Annotated in this window: 13 protein-coding genes; 9 read left to right on the forward strand and 4 right to left on the reverse strand. The window is 44.1% G+C overall.

The features are described from left to right. The first annotated feature begins 50 nt into the window (after positions 1–50). On the forward strand, positions 51–1820 hold the full coding sequence (locus DWY79_RS19190; RefSeq protein WP_122370124.1) for a DUF6057 family protein: 1770 nt from the start codon (positions 51–53) through the stop codon (positions 1818–1820). Positions 1821–1826: 6 nt separating this feature from the next. Further along, complete coding sequence (locus DWY79_RS19195) at positions 1827–3293, forward strand: PD40 domain-containing protein (protein ID WP_122370092.1); 1467 nt, start codon at positions 1827–1829, stop codon at positions 3291–3293. A gap of 212 nt (positions 3294–3505) precedes the next feature. Here DWY79_RS19195 and DWY79_RS19200 read toward each other — a convergent pair whose 3' ends face one another. After that, the gene (locus DWY79_RS19200) at positions 3506–3748 is read right to left on the reverse strand and encodes a DUF6722 family protein (RefSeq protein WP_122370094.1); all 243 of its coding nucleotides are present in this window, start codon (positions 3746–3748) and stop codon (positions 3506–3508) included. Between the two features lie 159 nt (positions 3749–3907). Here DWY79_RS19200 and DWY79_RS19205 point away from each other — a divergent pair, with 159 nt between their 5' ends. From DWY79_RS19205 to DWY79_RS19240, 7 genes are all read left to right on the forward strand, one after another. After that, positions 3908–5014 (forward strand): glycoside hydrolase family 26 protein, encoded by a 1107-nt coding sequence (locus DWY79_RS19205; RefSeq protein WP_122370096.1) that lies wholly within the window; start codon positions 3908–3910, stop codon positions 5012–5014. A 100-nt stretch (positions 5015–5114) separates the two neighbouring features. Further along, on the forward strand, positions 5115–6287 hold the full coding sequence (locus tag DWY79_RS19210; protein WP_044545548.1) for a glycosidase: 1173 nt from the start codon (positions 5115–5117) through the stop codon (positions 6285–6287). An 18-nt stretch (positions 6288–6305) separates the two neighbouring features. Next, on the forward strand, positions 6306–7697 hold the full coding sequence (locus DWY79_RS19215) for an MFS transporter (RefSeq protein ID WP_122370098.1): 1392 nt from the start codon (positions 6306–6308) through the stop codon (positions 7695–7697). Then, positions 7690–8889, forward strand: coding sequence for an AGE family epimerase/isomerase (locus DWY79_RS19220; protein ID WP_122370100.1), 1200 nt, complete (start codon positions 7690–7692; stop codon positions 8887–8889). Before DWY79_RS19215 ends, DWY79_RS19220 begins: the two co-directional genes overlap by 8 nt. Positions 8890–8970: 81 nt before the next feature. Next, positions 8971–10392 (forward strand): sialate O-acetylesterase, encoded by a 1422-nt coding sequence (locus DWY79_RS19225; RefSeq protein ID WP_122370102.1) that lies wholly within the window; start codon positions 8971–8973, stop codon positions 10390–10392. 430 nt (positions 10393–10822) lie between these two features. After that, positions 10823–11590 carry an AraC family transcriptional regulator gene (locus DWY79_RS19230; RefSeq protein ID WP_230327922.1) on the forward strand — a complete coding sequence of 256 codons (768 nt, stop codon included), beginning with the start codon at positions 10823–10825 and terminating at the stop codon, positions 11588–11590. 444 nt (positions 11591–12034) lie between these two features. Then, positions 12035–13345 carry an NAD(P)/FAD-dependent oxidoreductase gene (locus DWY79_RS19240; protein ID WP_005865574.1) on the forward strand — a complete coding sequence of 437 codons (1311 nt, stop codon included), beginning with the start codon at positions 12035–12037 and terminating at the stop codon, positions 13343–13345. On the opposite strand, the gene DWY79_RS19245 is transcribed toward DWY79_RS19240, so the two are convergent. The 3 genes from DWY79_RS19245 to DWY79_RS19255 all read right to left on the reverse strand — a co-directional run bounded on the left by DWY79_RS19245 (position 13340) and on the right by DWY79_RS19255 (position 17572). Further along, positions 13340–15445 (reverse strand): outer membrane beta-barrel family protein, encoded by a 2106-nt coding sequence (locus DWY79_RS19245; RefSeq protein ID WP_122370104.1) that lies wholly within the window; start codon positions 15443–15445, stop codon positions 13340–13342. The two genes, DWY79_RS19240 and DWY79_RS19245, sit on opposite strands and share 6 nt — an antisense overlap. 81 nt (positions 15446–15526) lie before the next feature. Continuing rightward, positions 15527–15742, reverse strand: a complete 216-nt coding sequence (locus tag DWY79_RS19250; protein ID WP_005855187.1) for a hypothetical protein — start codon at positions 15740–15742, stop codon at positions 15527–15529. Positions 15743–15907: 165 nt separating this feature from the next. Beyond that, the gene (locus tag DWY79_RS19255) at positions 15908–17572 is read right to left on the reverse strand and encodes an AMP-binding protein (RefSeq protein WP_005855185.1); all 1665 of its coding nucleotides are present in this window, start codon (positions 17570–17572) and stop codon (positions 15908–15910) included. Positions 17573–17618 lie beyond the last annotated feature (46 nt).

Here is a 17618-nt window from a genome sequence, read left to right on the forward strand (position 1 = left end):
ACTTTGATGTTGAATGTTTATGCAAATTTATAACGATAAATTATTATACAATGGAAAATACACGTAAATATAGATACATAAGAGGAATCGCCTCCTTATTATTCGGCTGTGCGATTTGCCTGTTTTGGGGACTTTATTATCCTCATCATTTACATTACCACGAGCAATTCCAGTTATTCCTGTTCACGCCGGAATATGGAATCGACAAATGTCTCCATCCCGGAGGCATCGCTGAATATATAGCGGAGTTCCTGACGCAGTTCTATTATTTCGCTTGGGCAGGGGCTACGATCTTGGCGATCGTTCTCGTGCTTATCCAACGGCAAATAAACTGGCTGGCCAAACAAATGGGGGCTTCCGACTTTTGGTATCCGCTCAGCTTTCTCCCTTCCATCCTGCTCTGGGTATTTTTATGTGATGAGAATGCCCTGCTGGCATTCCCCGTCTCCATAACTCTCGCCCTCTTCGCTCTAGTCATCCAGCGAAAAACCGCTCATTCATGGGGACGAATTATCTATACGCTCCTAATGATGCCGGTGCTCTACTGGGTGGTAGGTGGTGGGGCCTATTTCATCTTCGTGATCGGAGTAGCAATCGGGCATTGCATCAAATCCGTGCCAGCCACATACAACAAATCCTATATTTGGATTCCTATCTACATCTTGCTTGGAATCCTATGCCCCCTATTGGCACAAAACCTCACGCAATATCCATTGCTTAGCCTCATAACCGGTATCGATTATTATCGTTTCCCCATGATCGTTCCCAACACCCTATTACTGACAATCGCTACCGTAGCCATAATGCCCGGGGCATTAGCCTTGCTACCCCCACCGGCAAAGGGTACTAAAGTTTGGATGGCTGCTATCCCCACCCTGCTCCTTATCGGTGGTGGCACATGGATTCACGCCGCCAGCAATCCGGATAAGGAAGAGGCCATGAAATACGACTACCTCACCCGCATGAAACAATGGAACAAGATTATCAAAGCGGCGGAAAACAAAGAACCAAATTCCCCCTTCTCCGTGACCTGCTTAAATCTGGCTCTCGCCAAGACCGGACAATTAGGGGATCGCATGTTCCATTTCTACCAGAATGGAACGGAAGGATTGATCCCGACCTTCCAAAGAGATTTTACCTCACCGCTCCCAACCAGCGAGATATTCTATCATCTGGGAATGATCAACTCCTCACAACGCTATATGTTCGAAGCGATGGAGGCTATCCCCGACTATAAGAAAAGCGGACGTGCCTATATGCGTCTGGCCGAGACCAACTTGATCAATGGACAATACGCTGTCGCCGCCAAATACCTGCGGGCTTTGCAGCATACCTTGTTCTATAAGAAATGGGCGACCAACGCCATGAGCTATCTAAATAACGATGAAAAGATAGAGAAGCATCCCGAATGGGGATGGTTGAGAAAAGCCCGATATACGGAAGATTTCTTGTTTAGCGACACGGAAATGGATGTCATGCTAGGCTTATTGCTGCAACATAACAAAAGTAACCGGATGGCTTTCGAGTATATGTTAGCCTATGTCTTGCAAAAGAAGGATCTGGAACGTTTCATGAAATATTATCCGCTGGGAAAAGATCTGGGCTATAATCACATACCCATCTCTTATCAAGAGGCATTGATTTTCATTTGGACACAGCAGCATCCTAATTTCCAAGGTCTTCCTTGGAGCATCTCCCGCAACGTATTGGAAGGGGTAAGCGAGTTCGCCCGTGTTTATATGACGCAGAAAGACTCCGAGCCTATCCTTCGCCCGAAATACGAGAAGACATTTTGGTATTACTTATTATTCAGAAAATAAACGGCCATGAGAAAGCTTATCTTATTATATAGTATATGTATAGCGTTATTTACCGCTTGTGGGGATTCGGTGGTATCCCCCGAACAAATAGAGAAATACCCGTCCATCTATCCGGATTATATCGGGGTAACAGTTCCCGCCACGATAGCTCCAATGAATTTCTCTTATACGGATACCTCCTATGAGCGGATAGATGTTATCGTAAAAGGGCACCAAGGCAAAGAGGTACATATAAACGCGAAGCATGTCAATTTCCCGGAAAAAGAGTGGAAGCAACTGCTCACCTCCAATCAAGGCGATAGTTTACTCTTTACTGTCAGTATCAAGCAAAAGGGTAAATGGAGTACTTACAAACCTTTCCCCATGTACATCAGCCCCCACCCGATCGATTACGGCCTAGTATACCGAAAGATCGCTCCCGGTTATGAAGTCTATAGCCGTATGGGTATTTATGAGCGTGATCTATCGTCTCATAAAGAAAGACCTTTGGTGGAAAACACGCTGGTCAAAGGTATGTGCGTAAACTGCCATGCCTTCAATCGTACGGACCCGAGCCATTTCAGTCTTCACATCCGAGGGACGCATGGAGCCACTTTTATGAGAACCGGCAATAAGGATGAATACCTCAACACGAAAACAGACCAGACAATCGCCGCCTGTGTCTATCCCTATTGGCATCCCGGAGGCGAATATATAGCGTATTCCACGAACAACACCCGGCAATCGTTCCATACGGTTAAGGACGAGCGGGTAGAAGTCTTGGATTTGGAATCTGATGTAGTCGTTTATCATCCGGCAGATCATCATCTACTTCTTTGCGATTCTTTGCAAAAGAAAGACAGGTTCGAGACCTTCCCCGCATTCTCCCCGGATGGTCGTACGCTTTACTTTTGTTCCGCCGAGGCTAAAAAGATTCCCGAAGAATATAAAGAGATAAGATATAATTTATGTAGTATCGATTTCGATCCCTCTACCGGTACATTCGGGAGCCGTATCGATACGTTGGTGAACGCTGAGGCTTTAGGGAAAAGCGTATCTTTCCCCCGTCCTTCCTATGACGGCAAATATATTATGTTCACCTTATCCGATTACGGAAACTTTTCGATCTGGCATAAAGAGGCGGATCTATGGTTACTGGACTTGACAAGCGGAGACCTCCGCGAGCTATCCGAAGTAAATAGCGATGACACCGAAAGCTTTCACAACTGGAGTAGCAACTCCCGCTGGTTTGTCTTCAGTAGCCGCCGGGGTGACGGCCTTTATACCCGCCTTTATCTGGCTAGCATGGATGAGAATGGCAAGATAAGCAAGCCCTTTCTCCTTCCCCAGGAAGATCCGGAAACCTATTACGATCGCTCTGTTTATTCCTATAATGTACCGGATTTCGTAAATGCCCCTATTCAGCTGGACACGAAAGTATTTGAGAAGAGGATCATTTCGAAAGAACGTATGCAGGTTCAAGCAGGAAACTAGAAACCAAGGGGCACCAAAAACAATACACGGATCTTATAGAAAAAATAAATAATTCCATAAGATCCGTGTATTGGGTATAGTTCTATATCTAGATGTTCACTATAGGTTCTTCAACCACTTCTTCCCGGATTTGGTATAAGTCCATGCAAGAAATATCCCCATTACCACGATAATAATTAAAAACATAAATGTTAAGTTATTCATATTGATTATCATTTAAATATTCTATTCGCACTAGCTGCAATTACCCCTGTACAAACCAATCCAGTCACTACCAACATCCATAATGACAGATCTCCCGGATTTTTCCATAAAGGGATTATCCCCGCTATCACACTACCCGCAAACGTAAGCTTCGCCAAATCATAAAAGAACTTCCCAAGATTCTCCTTTCGGTTTTTCTCCTGTTCTTTCCCCTCCTTCACTTGTACTTGTAAATCATTCCATTTTCCCATAGTTACATTGTTTGATTATTTCATGGACACAAAGATAACAATGAATTCAAAATCAAACAACCGTTCCGGTTAAAATGAAAATAATATCGCTATCAGATAAAATAATACTAGATTGTAACCCAAATACCTCTTACTTTTGCATCCATAAAGAATAGAATCATGAAGAACACGAAATTAATTACCATGTTATGCCTAGGGGCATTAATCGCCTGTTCACCATCGAAGAAAGGACTAGAGCCGACAAGCGAACAGGTTTCGCCGAGAGAACGTTTAATAGAGAACCTACGTGCGATTCCACAAAAAGGAATCATGTTCGGACACCACGATGATACGGTTTATGGGATCGGATGGGAATTTGACGAAGGGGGCTCAGACGTGCAAAAAGTATGCGGCGATTATCCGGCCGTTATCAGCTTTGATCTTGGAGAGATCGAACTCGGGGGAGATAAAAGCCTTGATAAAGTACCTTTCGAGAAAATACGCAAGGAAATCATCAACCAATATAACCGGGGAGGCTTGGTATCTTTAAGTTGGCATCCCCGTAACCCTAAAACCGGAGGGGACGCTTGGGACGTATCAGACCATGCTGTCGTGAAATCGATCCTTCCGGAAGGGGAGAACTATGAGAAATTCCAAAGTTGGCTAGGCAAAGTGAATGATTTCATCCTTTCCTTGAAAACAAGCGATGGCACCAAGATTCCCGTCCTATTCCGTCCTTGGCACGAACACACCGGAAGTTGGTTCTGGTGGGGACAGAATTTATGTACCACGGATGAATACAAGGCGCTATGGCGAATGACCGCCGATTATCTAAACGCTCACGGAGCAACAGACCAGATCGTATACGCTTATTCCACAGGTACAGAGCCGCAGGATCAAGCGTCTTATCTGGAACGTTACCCCGGACATGACTTGATCGACGTCCTAGGCTTCGACGCTTACCAACGGGAAGATAAGGATTTCTTCTTGAAAAGCATGGATACCAGTCTTTCCGTAATAGACAGCATAGGCAAAGCCAACCATAAGATCATAGCGGTCACGGAGACCGGCTACGAAGGGGTACCAGACTCCACATGGTGGACGGGAACCCTGCTGCCTGCCATGGAGAAATATCCGGTCGCTTATGTATTGGTATGGAGAAACGCCCGTGAAAAAGTCACTCACTTCTTTGGCCCTTATCCCGGACAAGCCTCTGCCGAGGATTTCAAGAAGTTCTTTGAAAATCCGAAAACATTGTTCGCCTCCGATATCAACCTATATAAATAACATCATACATAAACCAGATAAATCACGTCATATCCAGTTGTAGAGACGGGGCGTGCCCCGTCTCCCACCATCTGATAATATCATTTAAAGCAAAAACATCATGGAACAATTTCAAGAAAAAGTAAACGAACTCTTCGCTAAACACGAAACCTTGTTAAGCCGGAAAAATATCCCTTTAGAAGACGGAAACGGAATCTTCACCCGTTATCAACACCCTGTACTGACAGCCGCACATACCCCGATCTTCTGGAGATATGACTTAAATGAAAAGACAAACCCCTACTTGATGGAACGCATCGGCATGAACGCAACCATGAACTCCGGCGCGATCAAATGGAATGGTAAATATATATTAATGGTACGTGTAGAAGGAAGCGACCGTAAATCCTTCTTCGCCGTAGCCGAAAGCCCGAACGGAGTAGACAATTTCCGTTTTTGGGATTACCCGGTAACCATGCCGGACGATCTTGTCCCGGCCACGAATATTTACGACATGCGCCTAACCGCTCATGAAGACGGCTGGGTTTACGGAATCTTTTGCGCCGAGCGCCATGACCCGAACGCAGCTCCCGGAGATCTATCCTCGGCAACCGCCACGGCAGCTATCGCCCGGACAAAAGACTTGAAAAACTGGGAACGTCTCCCGGATTTAAAGACCAAGAGCCAACAACGTAACGTCGTATTACACCCGGAATTCGTAAATGGTAAATATGCCCTTTATACCCGCCCCCAAGACGGATTTATCGACGCGGGAAGTGGCGGTGGTATCGGATGGGCCTTGATTGATGATATCACGCACGCCGAAGTCAAGGAAGAAACCATCATCGACCAACGTTACTACCATACGATCAAGGAAGTGAAAAATGGCGAAGGCCCCCACCCGATCAAGACACCGAGAGGCTGGTTACATCTCGCCCATGGCGTACGGGGATGCGCCGCCGGATTACGTTACGTGCTTTATATGTATATGACCGCGTTGGAAGATCCCACGAGACCTATCGCCACACCCGCCGGCTATTTCATGGCTCCGGAAAATGAGGAACGGATCGGCGATGTATCCAACGTTTTATTCTCTAACGGATGGATCGCGGATGAGGATGGAACCGTATATATTTACTACGCATCCTCCGATACCCGTATGCACGTGGCTGTATCCACAATCGATAAATTGGTAGATTACTGCATGAACACTCCGGCCGACGGGCTGACTACGACCGCATCTGTCGAGACGCTGAAAAAGCTGATCGATCGAAATCTTCCACTCCTGAAATAACCTACAAAAACCACTCATATGATTAAACTAACAGAGAAGATAGGCTACGGTTTCGGGGACATGGCATCGTCCATGTTCTGGAAACTGTTTGGCGCTTACTTGATGATTTTCTATACGGACGTATTCGGATTACCGGCAGCAGCCGTAGGTACGATGTTCTTGATAACTCGTATATGGGACTCGGTCTTTGACCCGATTGTCGGTGTCGTGGCGGATCGTACGCAAACACGCTGGGGAAAATTTCGCCCTTATTTACTTTGGCTGGCGATCCCGTTCGCCGTTATCGGAGTGCTCACTTTCACGACTCCTTCTTTTGGACAAACAGGTAATTTGATCTATGCCTATATCACCTATTCCTTGATGATGATGGTGTACTCCGCTATAAACGTGCCTTATGCGTCCCTGCTTGGAGTAATGAGCCCGTTGCCACAAGACCGTAATACCCTTTCTACGTACCGTATGGTATTCGCCTATATTGGCAGTTTTATAGCCCTGTTGCTATTCATGCCGATGGTACGCTTCTTTAGCGAAAATAGCGATGAATTGGCGGATCAACAACATGGATGGACCCTAGCGGTCGTAGTTATCGATATCCTGTGCGCCATTCTCTTTTATGGATGTTTCGCATGGACAAAAGAACGGGTAAAACCGATTAAAGAGCAACAAGGCTCGTTAAAAGATGACTTGAGAGACCTATTGCGCAACAAGCCTTGGTGGATACTATTGGGAGCAGGTGTCTCCGCTCTGGTTTTCAATTCCATCCGCGACGGGGCTACCGTATATTATTTCAAATACTTTATCGTTGAGGAAGCCTATGCCAATGTATCTCTTTTCGGAGTCTCCTTCGTCTTAAGCGGATTATATCTGGCGGTAGGACAGGCGGCCAATATTGTCGGCGTGATCTTAGCCGCTCCATTAAGCAACCGGATCGGAAAGAAAAGAACCTATATGGGCTCCATGCTGATCGCCTCGGTCTTAAGCATCCTCTTTTTCTGGCTCGACAAGACGGATCTAGCCCTGATATTCACGTTCCAAGTGTTCATCAGTATTTGCGCCGGTAGTATTTTCCCCCTACTTTGGTCCATGTATGCCGATTGCACGGACTACTCAGAACTAAAAACAGGGAACCGTGCCACAGGATTGATCTTCAGTTCCTCGTCCATGAGCCAGAAATTCGGATGGGCGATCGGCACGGCTATCACAGGCTGGCTACTCGCTTTCTTCGGGTTTCAGGCCAATACCGTACAAAGCGAGGAAACGATTAGCGGAATCAAGATGTTCCTCAGTTTCTTACCGGCCGTAGGTACGATCCTGTCCGTTGTATTTATCGCCTTCTACCCGCTTAGCGAGACAAAGATGAAGGAAATCACCGCTACGTTAGAAACCAAAAGAAAAGAAACAAATGAATAAAATCACCGAAGATTTACAAAACGAGGTTCAATGGGAGCTAGAGAACAATATCCTCCCTTTCTGGATGAACCGAATGATAGATAGTGAGTATGGTGGTTTCCATGGGCAAATCACGGGAAACAATCAACGAGTCGTACATGCCCCTAAAGGCGCCATCTTGAACGCCCGTATCCTATGGACATTCTCCGCCGCATACCGTTTATTACGAAAGCCGGAATATCTGGAAACGGCGACCCGTGCCAAACGTTACCTTATCGATAAATTCTACGACCAAGAATTCGAGGGTATTTACTGGGAATTAGACTATACCGGTCAACCCGTGCAAACCAAAAAGCAAATCTACGCCTTAGGATTCGCTATCTACGGATTAAGCGAGTACAACCGGGCTACCGGAGATAAAGAAGCGTTGGATTATGCGATCCGTCTCTTCAAGGCGATCGAACAATATAGTTTCGACCCGGAAAAGAACGGTTATATGGAAGCCTTTACGAAAGACTGGAAACTGATAGAGGATATGCGACTAAGCGACAAGGATGAGAATGAGAAAAAAACTATGAACACCCATCTGCATATCCTCGAACCTTATACTAACTTGTATCGGGTATGGAAAGACGAGCACCTCAAAAAACAACTCCGAAACTTGATCCTGATTTTCACCGACAAGATTCTGGATCACCGTACCTATCATTTAAACCTCTTTTTCAACGAGGATTGGGAAAGCAAATACCGTATCATCTCCTACGGTCATGATATAGAGGTATCTTGGTTACTGCATGAGGCCGCTATCGAATTGGGAGACAACGAGATCCTTCAGAAAGTAGAGCCTTTGGTTCAAAAGATAGCGATAGCGGCCGAAGACGGGTTATTAGCGAACGGTAGCCTCATTTACGAGTATCACCCGGATGAGAAGAAAGCCGACACGGACCTGCATTGGTGGGTGCAAGCCGAGAATGTAGTGGGTCATTTCAACTTGTATCAACATTTCGGAGATGAGCCTGCCTTAGGCACAGCCTATACATGCTGGAAATTCATTCAGCGTTATTTGATCGACAAGGAACAAGGGGAATGGCATTGGAGCGTATCGCTCGATCACGAGATCAATCGCGAGGATGACAAGGCCGGTTTCTGGAAATGTCCCTATCACAACGGACGGATGTGTATGGAGATTATCGAACGACTTGCCGGCGAATAGCCGTCCGAAAGACCGCCTGCCGGCTCTTTTTTATCAGATTAACAACCGTCGGAAGTTTCCGACATCAAAAAAACAAGCGATATGAACAAATTCTATTGGATGGCGATCGGCCTCCTTCTCGGTTTGGTGAACCTCCGGGCCGAGATCAAGCTGCCAGCTTTGGTAGGTGACAACATGGTACTCCAACAAGCCACTAAAGTACGGCTCTGGGGAAATGCAACCCCAAATTCAAGCCTGAAAGTCCGTAGTTCTTGGGACAATACGGAATACACGGCCCAAGTAAACGATCAAGGCAGATGGGAAATCTGGGTTCAGACGCCCTCGGCCAGTTTCGAAAAGCAACAGTTAACATTAGAGAATGGACAAGACAAGATTGTCTTGCATGATCTTCTGATCGGCGAGGTATGGTTCGGTTCCGGCCAATCCAATATGGAAATGCCATTAAGAGGTTTCTGGCACTGCCCTATCGAGGGAGGTAACCACGCTATCGCTACATCCGGGAAATATAAGAACTCGATCCGTTACGCTACGATCCAACGGGTCGGAGCTTTGGAACCGAAAGATTATCCGGTAGGTGGCGAATGGAAAGTATGTGATCCGCGAAACGCCCCGGAGTTCGGAGCTACCGCCTATTTCTTCGCAACCCTGTTGACCGAGGTGTTGAACGTGCCGGTAGGTATCATCAATTGTAGCTGGGGCGGCTCCACAGTGGAAGGTTGGTTGCCTAAAGACATCCTGCTAAATTATAGCGATATCGATCTATCCTTAGCGGGTAACGATGAGAAAATCCATCCGATGCTACAACCCATGATCATGTATAACGGAATGCTGAAACCAGCCAGCAAATATACGGTCAGAGGTTTCCTATGGTATCAAGGAGAGTCAAATGTCGGACACCCGGACTACGCTAAACGCCTAGCGACAATGGTAGAACATTGGAGAGGATTATGGGGACAAGGAGAATTACCTTTCTATCTGGTAGAAATCGCCCCTTACGAATATGGAGAAGGAGCCCAAGCCGCATACCTTCGTGAAGAGCAATACAAAGCCACCCGGTTGATCCCCAATAGCGGTATTGTTTCCACGAACGATCTGGTACAGGATTACGAGAAACGGCAAATACACCCCAAAGAGAAACAAAAGATCGGTGAGCGTCTTTGTTATATGGCTCTAAACAAAACCTATGGTTATACAACCATCGCTTGTGAGAGCCCCCAATACGATCATATGGAAATAGATAAAGATAAAATCATTCTTTTTTTCAAGAATGCGGAAGATGGCTTCAATCGAGATAACGGGATCATAGGCTTCGAGATAGCCGGAAAAGACATGCGTTTCCACAAGGCAAACGCAACTATAGACGCTAACAAGAAAACCGTTATTATCTCAGCTCCGGGCGTAAAAGCCCCAATAGCCGCTCGTTATGGTTTCCGGAATTTCCAAATTGGCAACTTGCAAAACGTACAAGGATTACCGGTGCTTCCATTCCGCACGGATAAATAAAACGACTTAGAAAATAAAACACAATACGTTATAATATTCAAGCTTGTTCATACGTAATGTCTTATTTTCATTTGTAAGACGTATTTAGTTTTTATTTCATTCTATTGTGATAATAGAAATTACCCTCCTAAAGTATTAGTAAACTTAATTCTTCCCTTAAAAAAATGGGAGATCTTATTTTACAAGGAATCAGAGACCTCCTCTGATTCCTATTTATTTTTCATTCATATCATAATGTATACAAAAAATGATAGTTTGTATACAGACCATACTAATACATTGCGCTTTTTTTGCATCTAGATTTACTGAAGGGGGGAAATATTTGTATAACAAACTAAATAACAATAATTTCATAAACAAGCTTATTAACAGAATTTCTCCGGAAACATCTGAAAACCGAATCTTACACGCTGGCTTTAGTATCATATTGATGTCAGAGGAAATAACACAAACCTTATCTGGTTTATCCAGCGATATGATTATTTTTATCTTAAGCGGATCCATAACTATATATTCCACTAAAGAAGAAAAGAAAACAATCGGTGAACAGTATATGATCTTTCTAAGATCATTTGAAAATTACACATATGATATCACACTAGGTTCAAAAATCATCATTTTCTTTTTTGACAGTTTAACGATGAATGAGTTACCGTATTACCAACATCCGTACGGAATATTACCTCAACCTATCTCTAAGTGGATAGAGCTGAAAATAGTGGAACCTTTATACGGTTTTCTAGAACTTGTCGGACAATATCTTGAAAATAATTTCCTGAACTACCCTTTGTATGAATTAAAGAGAACGGAATTATTCTACTTATTGAAAAAGCTTTATAGAAAAGAGGAATTAGACTACTTTTTCTATTTATCAAGTACGCATTCAGCAGAGTTTGAGAGACTCATCGCCGAGAATTATATAAAAGCTAAAACAGTAACAGATCTAGCTCAAATGATAGGTTACGGAGTAAATTCCTTTCGAATGAAGTTTAAAAAAGCTTTCGGTATTCCAGCCTACGAATGGCTGATGCAAGAGAAATCCAAACGACTATTGGTCGCCATAGCTAACAGCGAGGATGATTTTAAGAACATAATAGATGAATTCGATTTCTCCTCGCATTCGCATTTCTACAAATTTTGCAAGGCACGCTTTGGATATAGTCCCACGGAGCTAAGGAAAAAACTTAAATCGTTGTAGAAAACACCCCCTATCAGAATATACATTTAAATTGTCAAGTTGTATAACTCCTAATAAGTTATGCTCATTTATCTTTGCCTCATTGATTTTAGACACCTATCCGTATGGATGATCTAATAAAAGATAGTGTATAATGACCACCATATTTTTTTATGTTTTACTATTCCAAATTAAAGACTGGGATAAAATTTGTGAAGAAGAGGGTAAAATGACATCGCCGATAATTTGCTATATTTTGCTAGGGGTTATCTTATTCATAATCTTGATGCGTATACTTTCCATATTGCAGTTTTTGCGATTGAAGCGGAAGGTAAAGAAACGTATTTCCCCGAAACACGATAAACCTTCCTGTAAATAAAGCCTCTACCCGCTTACATACATTAATAATTAACGGAAGAACCAATTCGCTTCTTTCTATGTTTATATAGGAAAAGCGTTTAGATCATGGGCTTCAACATTCCTTACACAGACAAAAAGCGGGTCGTAATTATCGGGGGCGGATTTGGAGGGTTAAAACTAGCTGAGAAATTGAAAAAGAGCAAGTTTCAAGTAGTCTTAATCGACAAGAACAACTATCACCAGTTTCCTCCCCTGCTTTATCAAGTAGCGTCCTCCGGCTTAGAATATAATGAAATATCCTTTCCATATCGAAAGATATTCCAGAAGAGAAAGAACTTTTACTTCCGGTTGGCAGAGGTATATGGCGTCAATCCGAAAGGGCATACCATTCAAACCTCCATCGGCGAATTGGAATATGATTATCTTGTAATCGCCGCTGGAACTATCACCAACTTCTTTGGAAACAAAACGATCGAGGAACAGTCTCTACCCATGAAAACGGTAGAAGAGGCGTTAGCTTTACGAGACACCTTATTAATTAATTTAGAGAAAGCGACTACTTGTACGGACCCAGACGAGAAGCAAGCTTTGCTAAATATAGTTGTTGTAGGTGGAGGGGCTACAGGTGTAGAAGTATCCGGCGCTTTATCCGAGATGAAACGGTTTGTTTTGCCAAAAGACTATCCGGATCTAGGAAACTTTCATATGAATATCTATCTGATAGAAGGGTCCCCTAAATTACTAGGGGCCATGTCTCCGGAAGCCTCCTCCAACGCTAAACGCTTCCTTGAGGATATGGGCGTTAACATCATTCTTCAGAAGCGTGTCGTGGACTATAAGGATGGGAACGTTTTCTTAGATGACGGACAAACCATACCCACTAGAACCTTACTTTGGGTAAGTGGTGTGAAAGCGGTGCATTTCGATCATATCGAAGGAGAACTCTTGACCCGGGGGGAACGGATTATCGTCAATGAATGTAACCAAGTAAAAGGCTTATCCAATATATTCGCCATAGGAGATGTCTGCTGGATGGCAGAACCGGATTACCCGAACGGACATCCGCAAGTCGCTCAGGTAGCGATTCAGCAAGGTGAGTTATTAGCCGAAAATCTACAACGGATCGAGGCTCTAAAAAAACCGAGACCTTTCCATTATAAGAATTTGGGAACTTTAGCTACTGTCGGCAGGAATAAAGCGGTTGCCGATTTAAATAAGGTGAAATTACACGGATTTACGGCATGGTTGGTTTGGATGCTCGTACATTTACGCTCCATCTTAGGAATCAAGAATAAGCTAATTGTACTGATCGACTGGATCTGGAATTATTTCACGTACGACCGTTCCATGCGTTTCATCTTGTTCATCCAAAAGCACAAACAAGATGGAACACAGGGCACGGAACCTACTTTATAAACGATAAGTCAACGTAAGCCAAGCTACCCGGGCATCACGATTGCGCTTTTGCGTCATTTCTAAGTTCGGGGCATCAATAATCGTTGTTTCTTCTAAACTATCGAATATATTGTTGATACTTAAGTTCGCGCATAATTTACGATTGAGGAAATATTGAGAGAGACCGGCATTTACGCTATAACGGCCTTTGATCTTACCTTGAGGCGTAAGCTGGTCGGAAACGTAGAAGCCGTCTACCTGAAAATCCGTAGTCGGCGTAATACTTACGTTTACATTCCCCTTCACATCCCAGCAAACCAAGGATTTCTTCTCGTCATAGCCTATCGTACGCCCATCGATCTCGTCCCGATAGATATCCCCGGAGAAACCGACCGTCAAGATACGTACAGGATTCCAGCTACCGGACAAGTCGGCTCCGACTGCTTGGCTATGTCCGATATTCTCTTTCTTCCAAACCGTCTCATCATTTACTTGGCCAGCGATCTCCATGATACGATTCGTACGATTCCGATAATAAATAGCCGGAGTCAAACGAAAACGGGGAGCCGAAAACTGATATCCTAGCTCTACGTTATGTATAAACTCATCCTTCAAGTCCGGATTCCCCTGTATGATATGGGTAGGATCACTGTTATTCAAGAAAGAGCACAAATAGCTGCCATTCGGACGAATCGCCCGTTGCTGATAACTCAAGCTTAAACGATTGCTCTTATTCACCTCATAAGTAAAACGGGCACGAGGATACAAATGAAAACGAGAACTCTTGTTCTCTTTGCCTTTTATCCCCTGCCAATAAGGGTCGTTGATCCAAGAAGGGCTAAACTCATCCATCTTAAAATGACTAAATTCCGCCTGTATCCCTATCTCCGCGTTAAAAGCGCCCCAATTCTTAACCACGTCCGCATAGATCAAATTCAGATAACGGTTGAAATCGTAATTATACGATTTCGCCGGACTTAACTCAAAACTACCGTCCACCTTATCAAAAGCAGCCGTCAGATAATCCTCGTTTCGCGCACGACCTATATAACCAAGCTTGAAATCCCAACCATCGATCTCCTGCCCATATCCAAATCCCCAGAAATAATTATGTTTCGTATGGTCGATAGATTGGTTATCCTCCGAGACGATATTCCCGTTTTGAGGATTCTCATTCTTGAAATCATTATCCTCATCATACGAGAAATTATTATAGTTGAATACGGTATAAAAACCTTGATTCTCCGAAATCTCATGGTTCCAATACGCTTCGGCGGCATAAGCTTCCTGGCGCTGGTCGTTATACCGGTTACGGATCACGTACTTCATTTGCTCCCCTTTCGGGTTGAATACCCGGTTGTTAATGCGTCCATACCGACTATAATCCATCAAATGATACAGGCCATGCACGGTGATCCGGTCTTTCGCGGAAAGATCATAGTCTACTTTCATATCCGCCACATGTACGTCCGGACGAGCCGTGGCATTATTATTCATCTCCGTCCGGTTTTTAGCGGTCGCGGTCGATTTGCTGAAAGATCGTTCCCGGTATTCCCTCCTATAATTGTATTTTGCGTTGATATGGAATTTTCCGGGATGCAAATTCAATACCGCTCCTGCGTTATATCGCTCATTCCATCCCGCCCCAAGCGTAACATATAGAGGGGAATCTCCCGTTCCATACATACGAGGCACCAGATTGAGTATGCCCACATCACCATCCGGCACCGCATTAATCGGAGGAAATGCCCCTAATGAGATCTGGTTAAAGAACAGGGCGGGAAGTTGGATCAGCACGTCACCGCTATATTCTTCCAGCAAACCGTAAGGAACTCCATCGACAAGCATCCCGACATTACCGGAGCCCCTGTATGTAACGGCTCCTTCCATATCGGTTATGACAGAAGGCAATTGGCGAAAAGCATCCGCCGCCGTATTGGTAACGCTACTCAAGTTATTATCTACCCGCAAGATTTTCATCCCGCCCCTCTCGCTCAACCCGGCGAAACGGGTACCCTGAATCTCTATATTCCGGATCGTAAGCGTCGTATCGGCAGGAGTCTGCGAGAATACCGGCATAGCCAATAGAGCGGCCAATGGAAGAAGTAAAATTTGTCTCATATCATTATCTATGGTTTATAAACAAAAAAAGTCTGTATGTTCAACGCATACAGACTGTCCTCAAAACTCGTTTACTGATTATTATTCAGCAGGAGCAGCTTCTACGGCAACAGAGTCAGTAACCTCAACAGCTACAGAATCAGTAGCGGCAGCATCCTCTTCTACTACAGGAGCTTCCTCAACTACAGTAGCCTCTTCTGTTTCAGCAACAGATTCGGTAGATTCAGCAGATTTGTTGCCACAAGATGCGAATGATACAGCTGCGATAACAGCAGCAAATGCAACTAACTTTTTCATTTTGTTCTTAATTTAAACGGTCTATAATATCTTGTTGTTGTAAAACGATGCAAATGTATGTATTAATCATATATGTTGTACAACATAAGACGTTTTTTTTTGAATTATTTTCTACCGCTTTTACAATATGCTGAATATTAGCTGCGTTTGCTTTCTATTTATTTATCAATAATTACTGTACAGGTAACGCTTAATGCTTTTCTTCGGTGTTTTCTCAAATTCTGTCGGATACAATTGTATCTCCGAGATCGTTTCGTAAGGAGCCAGGAGCTTGTTCAACTCTATCCTATTTTGTTCCATGATAACTGGAAGATCCGTATGCGAGATACCCGTACTATCCACCGTATCGTAATCCGGATACACCATCCCGATCAATTTCCCGTTTTTCTCCACGACCAAACTCTCCATCACGAATGGCAAATTGTTCAATTTGGATTCAATCTCTTCCGGATAAATATTTTGTCCGCTAGCGCCCAAGATCATCGTCTTGCTACGTCCACGTATAAAAATACGGTTGTCATGATCGATCGTACCCAAATCACCCGTCCTTAGCCAGCCATCTTCCGTGAAGACATTTTGGGTTGCCTCATCATTCTTATAATAGCCTTTCATTACGTTCTCGCCCGATACTTGAATCTCGCCTACCTTATTATAAGGGTCTTCCGAATCGATACGGACTTTCATGATCCCTTTCAAGATCTGTCCGCAAGAACCGGGCACATACTCATTATTATGATCATAACTGATCAACGGGCCACATTCCGTCATACCATAACCGATCGTGAACGGGAATTTGATCTTATACAAGAAATCCGTTACTTCTTGATTCATGGCGGCGCCCCCCACGATCACTTCACGGAAACGTCCTCCCAAGGCATCCACCAAATGTTTGCGGATCTGCGCATAGATACGTGAATCCAACAGTGGGATATTCAAGGCCAACTTCAAGGTTCGCTTATTCAACTGAGGAAGGATCATCTTCTTATAGATCTTCTCCAAAATCAGGGGAACCATCAAGATCAAGTTCGGCTTCACCTCCTCGAATGCCTTTAATAAGATCTTAGGAGACGGCACCTTACCTAATAAATAGACATGCACACCGAATGCCATGGGTACCAATAAATTGAAAGCGCAACTATAGGCATGGGCCAGAGGCAGGAAACATAACTCACGTTCACCCCGGAACAATAGATCCAGTGTCCGGGCATACGTCACGTTTCCGGCTAAATTATTCCCCGTCAACATAACCCCTTTGCTAAATCCGGTCGTACCCGATGTATAGTTGATCTCTACCACCTTGTCATTATCCAACTCAGCGTATTTGATATCCTCTTGGGTGAAGCCATCCGGATATTTCTCGGTCATCTTCTCATCCAGCGATTTCATCAACTTCTGGATATTCTCTCCATCCCGTTGATGCAAGCAACGATAATCGGAAAGAGAGAATACACCGCGAACCTCTTCTATCTTATCTTCCTCCAAAGAATCCCAAATCCGGTCGCTAACAAACAAAAAGACAGATTCCGAGTGGTTAATAATATGATGTACATCATTCGGATTAAAGTCCTGAAGAATAGGCACGATAATCGCCCCATAAGTAACAACCGCCATATAAGCGATGCACCAACGGGAGCTGTCTTTACCGATCAACGCGATCTTGTCTCCACGACGGACTTGGCACTCATGGAATAAAAGATGAATACGTGCGATCTCCGTTGCTACATCACCGAAAGTAAAGGTTTTACTTTTCCCGTAATCCGTTAATGCCGGCAAGGCCCAGTTTTCCTTGAAACTCTCCTCGTAAATCTTAATGAAATTCTCTTTGATCATAGCACACTTTTGTGAAATTCGCGTAAAAGTAAAAACAAATCCTTAC

This window comes from Parabacteroides sp. AF27-14 (assembly GCF_003635425.1).
In the GTDB taxonomy this organism is placed as follows: domain Bacteria; phylum Bacteroidota; class Bacteroidia; order Bacteroidales; family Tannerellaceae; genus Parabacteroides; species Parabacteroides distasonis.

Excerpts from the sequence above, each read along its gene's own strand:
- DWY79_RS19190 (WP_122370124.1), top strand. The coding sequence starts at position 51 with ATGGAAAATACACGTAAATATAGATACATAAGAGGAATCGCCTCCTTA.
- DWY79_RS19195 (WP_122370092.1), top strand. The coding sequence starts at position 1,827 with ATGAGAAAGCTTATCTTATTATATAGTATATGTATAGCGTTATTTACC.
- DWY79_RS19200 (WP_122370094.1), bottom strand. The coding sequence starts at position 3,748 with ATGGGAAAATGGAATGATTTACAAGTACAAGTGAAGGAGGGGAAAGAA.
- DWY79_RS19205 (WP_122370096.1), top strand. The coding sequence starts at position 3,908 with ATGAAGAACACGAAATTAATTACCATGTTATGCCTAGGGGCATTAATC.
- DWY79_RS19210 (WP_044545548.1), top strand. The coding sequence starts at position 5,115 with ATGGAACAATTTCAAGAAAAAGTAAACGAACTCTTCGCTAAACACGAA.
- DWY79_RS19215 (WP_122370098.1), top strand. The coding sequence starts at position 6,306 with ATGATTAAACTAACAGAGAAGATAGGCTACGGTTTCGGGGACATGGCA.
- DWY79_RS19220 (WP_122370100.1), top strand. The coding sequence starts at position 7,690 with ATGAATAAAATCACCGAAGATTTACAAAACGAGGTTCAATGGGAGCTA.
- DWY79_RS19225 (WP_122370102.1), top strand. The coding sequence starts at position 8,971 with ATGAACAAATTCTATTGGATGGCGATCGGCCTCCTTCTCGGTTTGGTG.
- DWY79_RS19230 (WP_230327922.1), top strand. The coding sequence starts at position 10,823 with ATGTCAGAGGAAATAACACAAACCTTATCTGGTTTATCCAGCGATATG.
- DWY79_RS19240 (WP_005865574.1), top strand. The coding sequence starts at position 12,035 with ATGGGCTTCAACATTCCTTACACAGACAAAAAGCGGGTCGTAATTATC.
- DWY79_RS19245 (WP_122370104.1), bottom strand. The coding sequence starts at position 15,445 with ATGAGACAAATTTTACTTCTTCCATTGGCCGCTCTATTGGCTATGCCG.
- DWY79_RS19250 (WP_005855187.1), bottom strand. The coding sequence starts at position 15,742 with ATGAAAAAGTTAGTTGCATTTGCTGCTGTTATCGCAGCTGTATCATTC.
- DWY79_RS19255 (WP_005855185.1), bottom strand. The coding sequence starts at position 17,572 with ATGATCAAAGAGAATTTCATTAAGATTTACGAGGAGAGTTTCAAGGAA.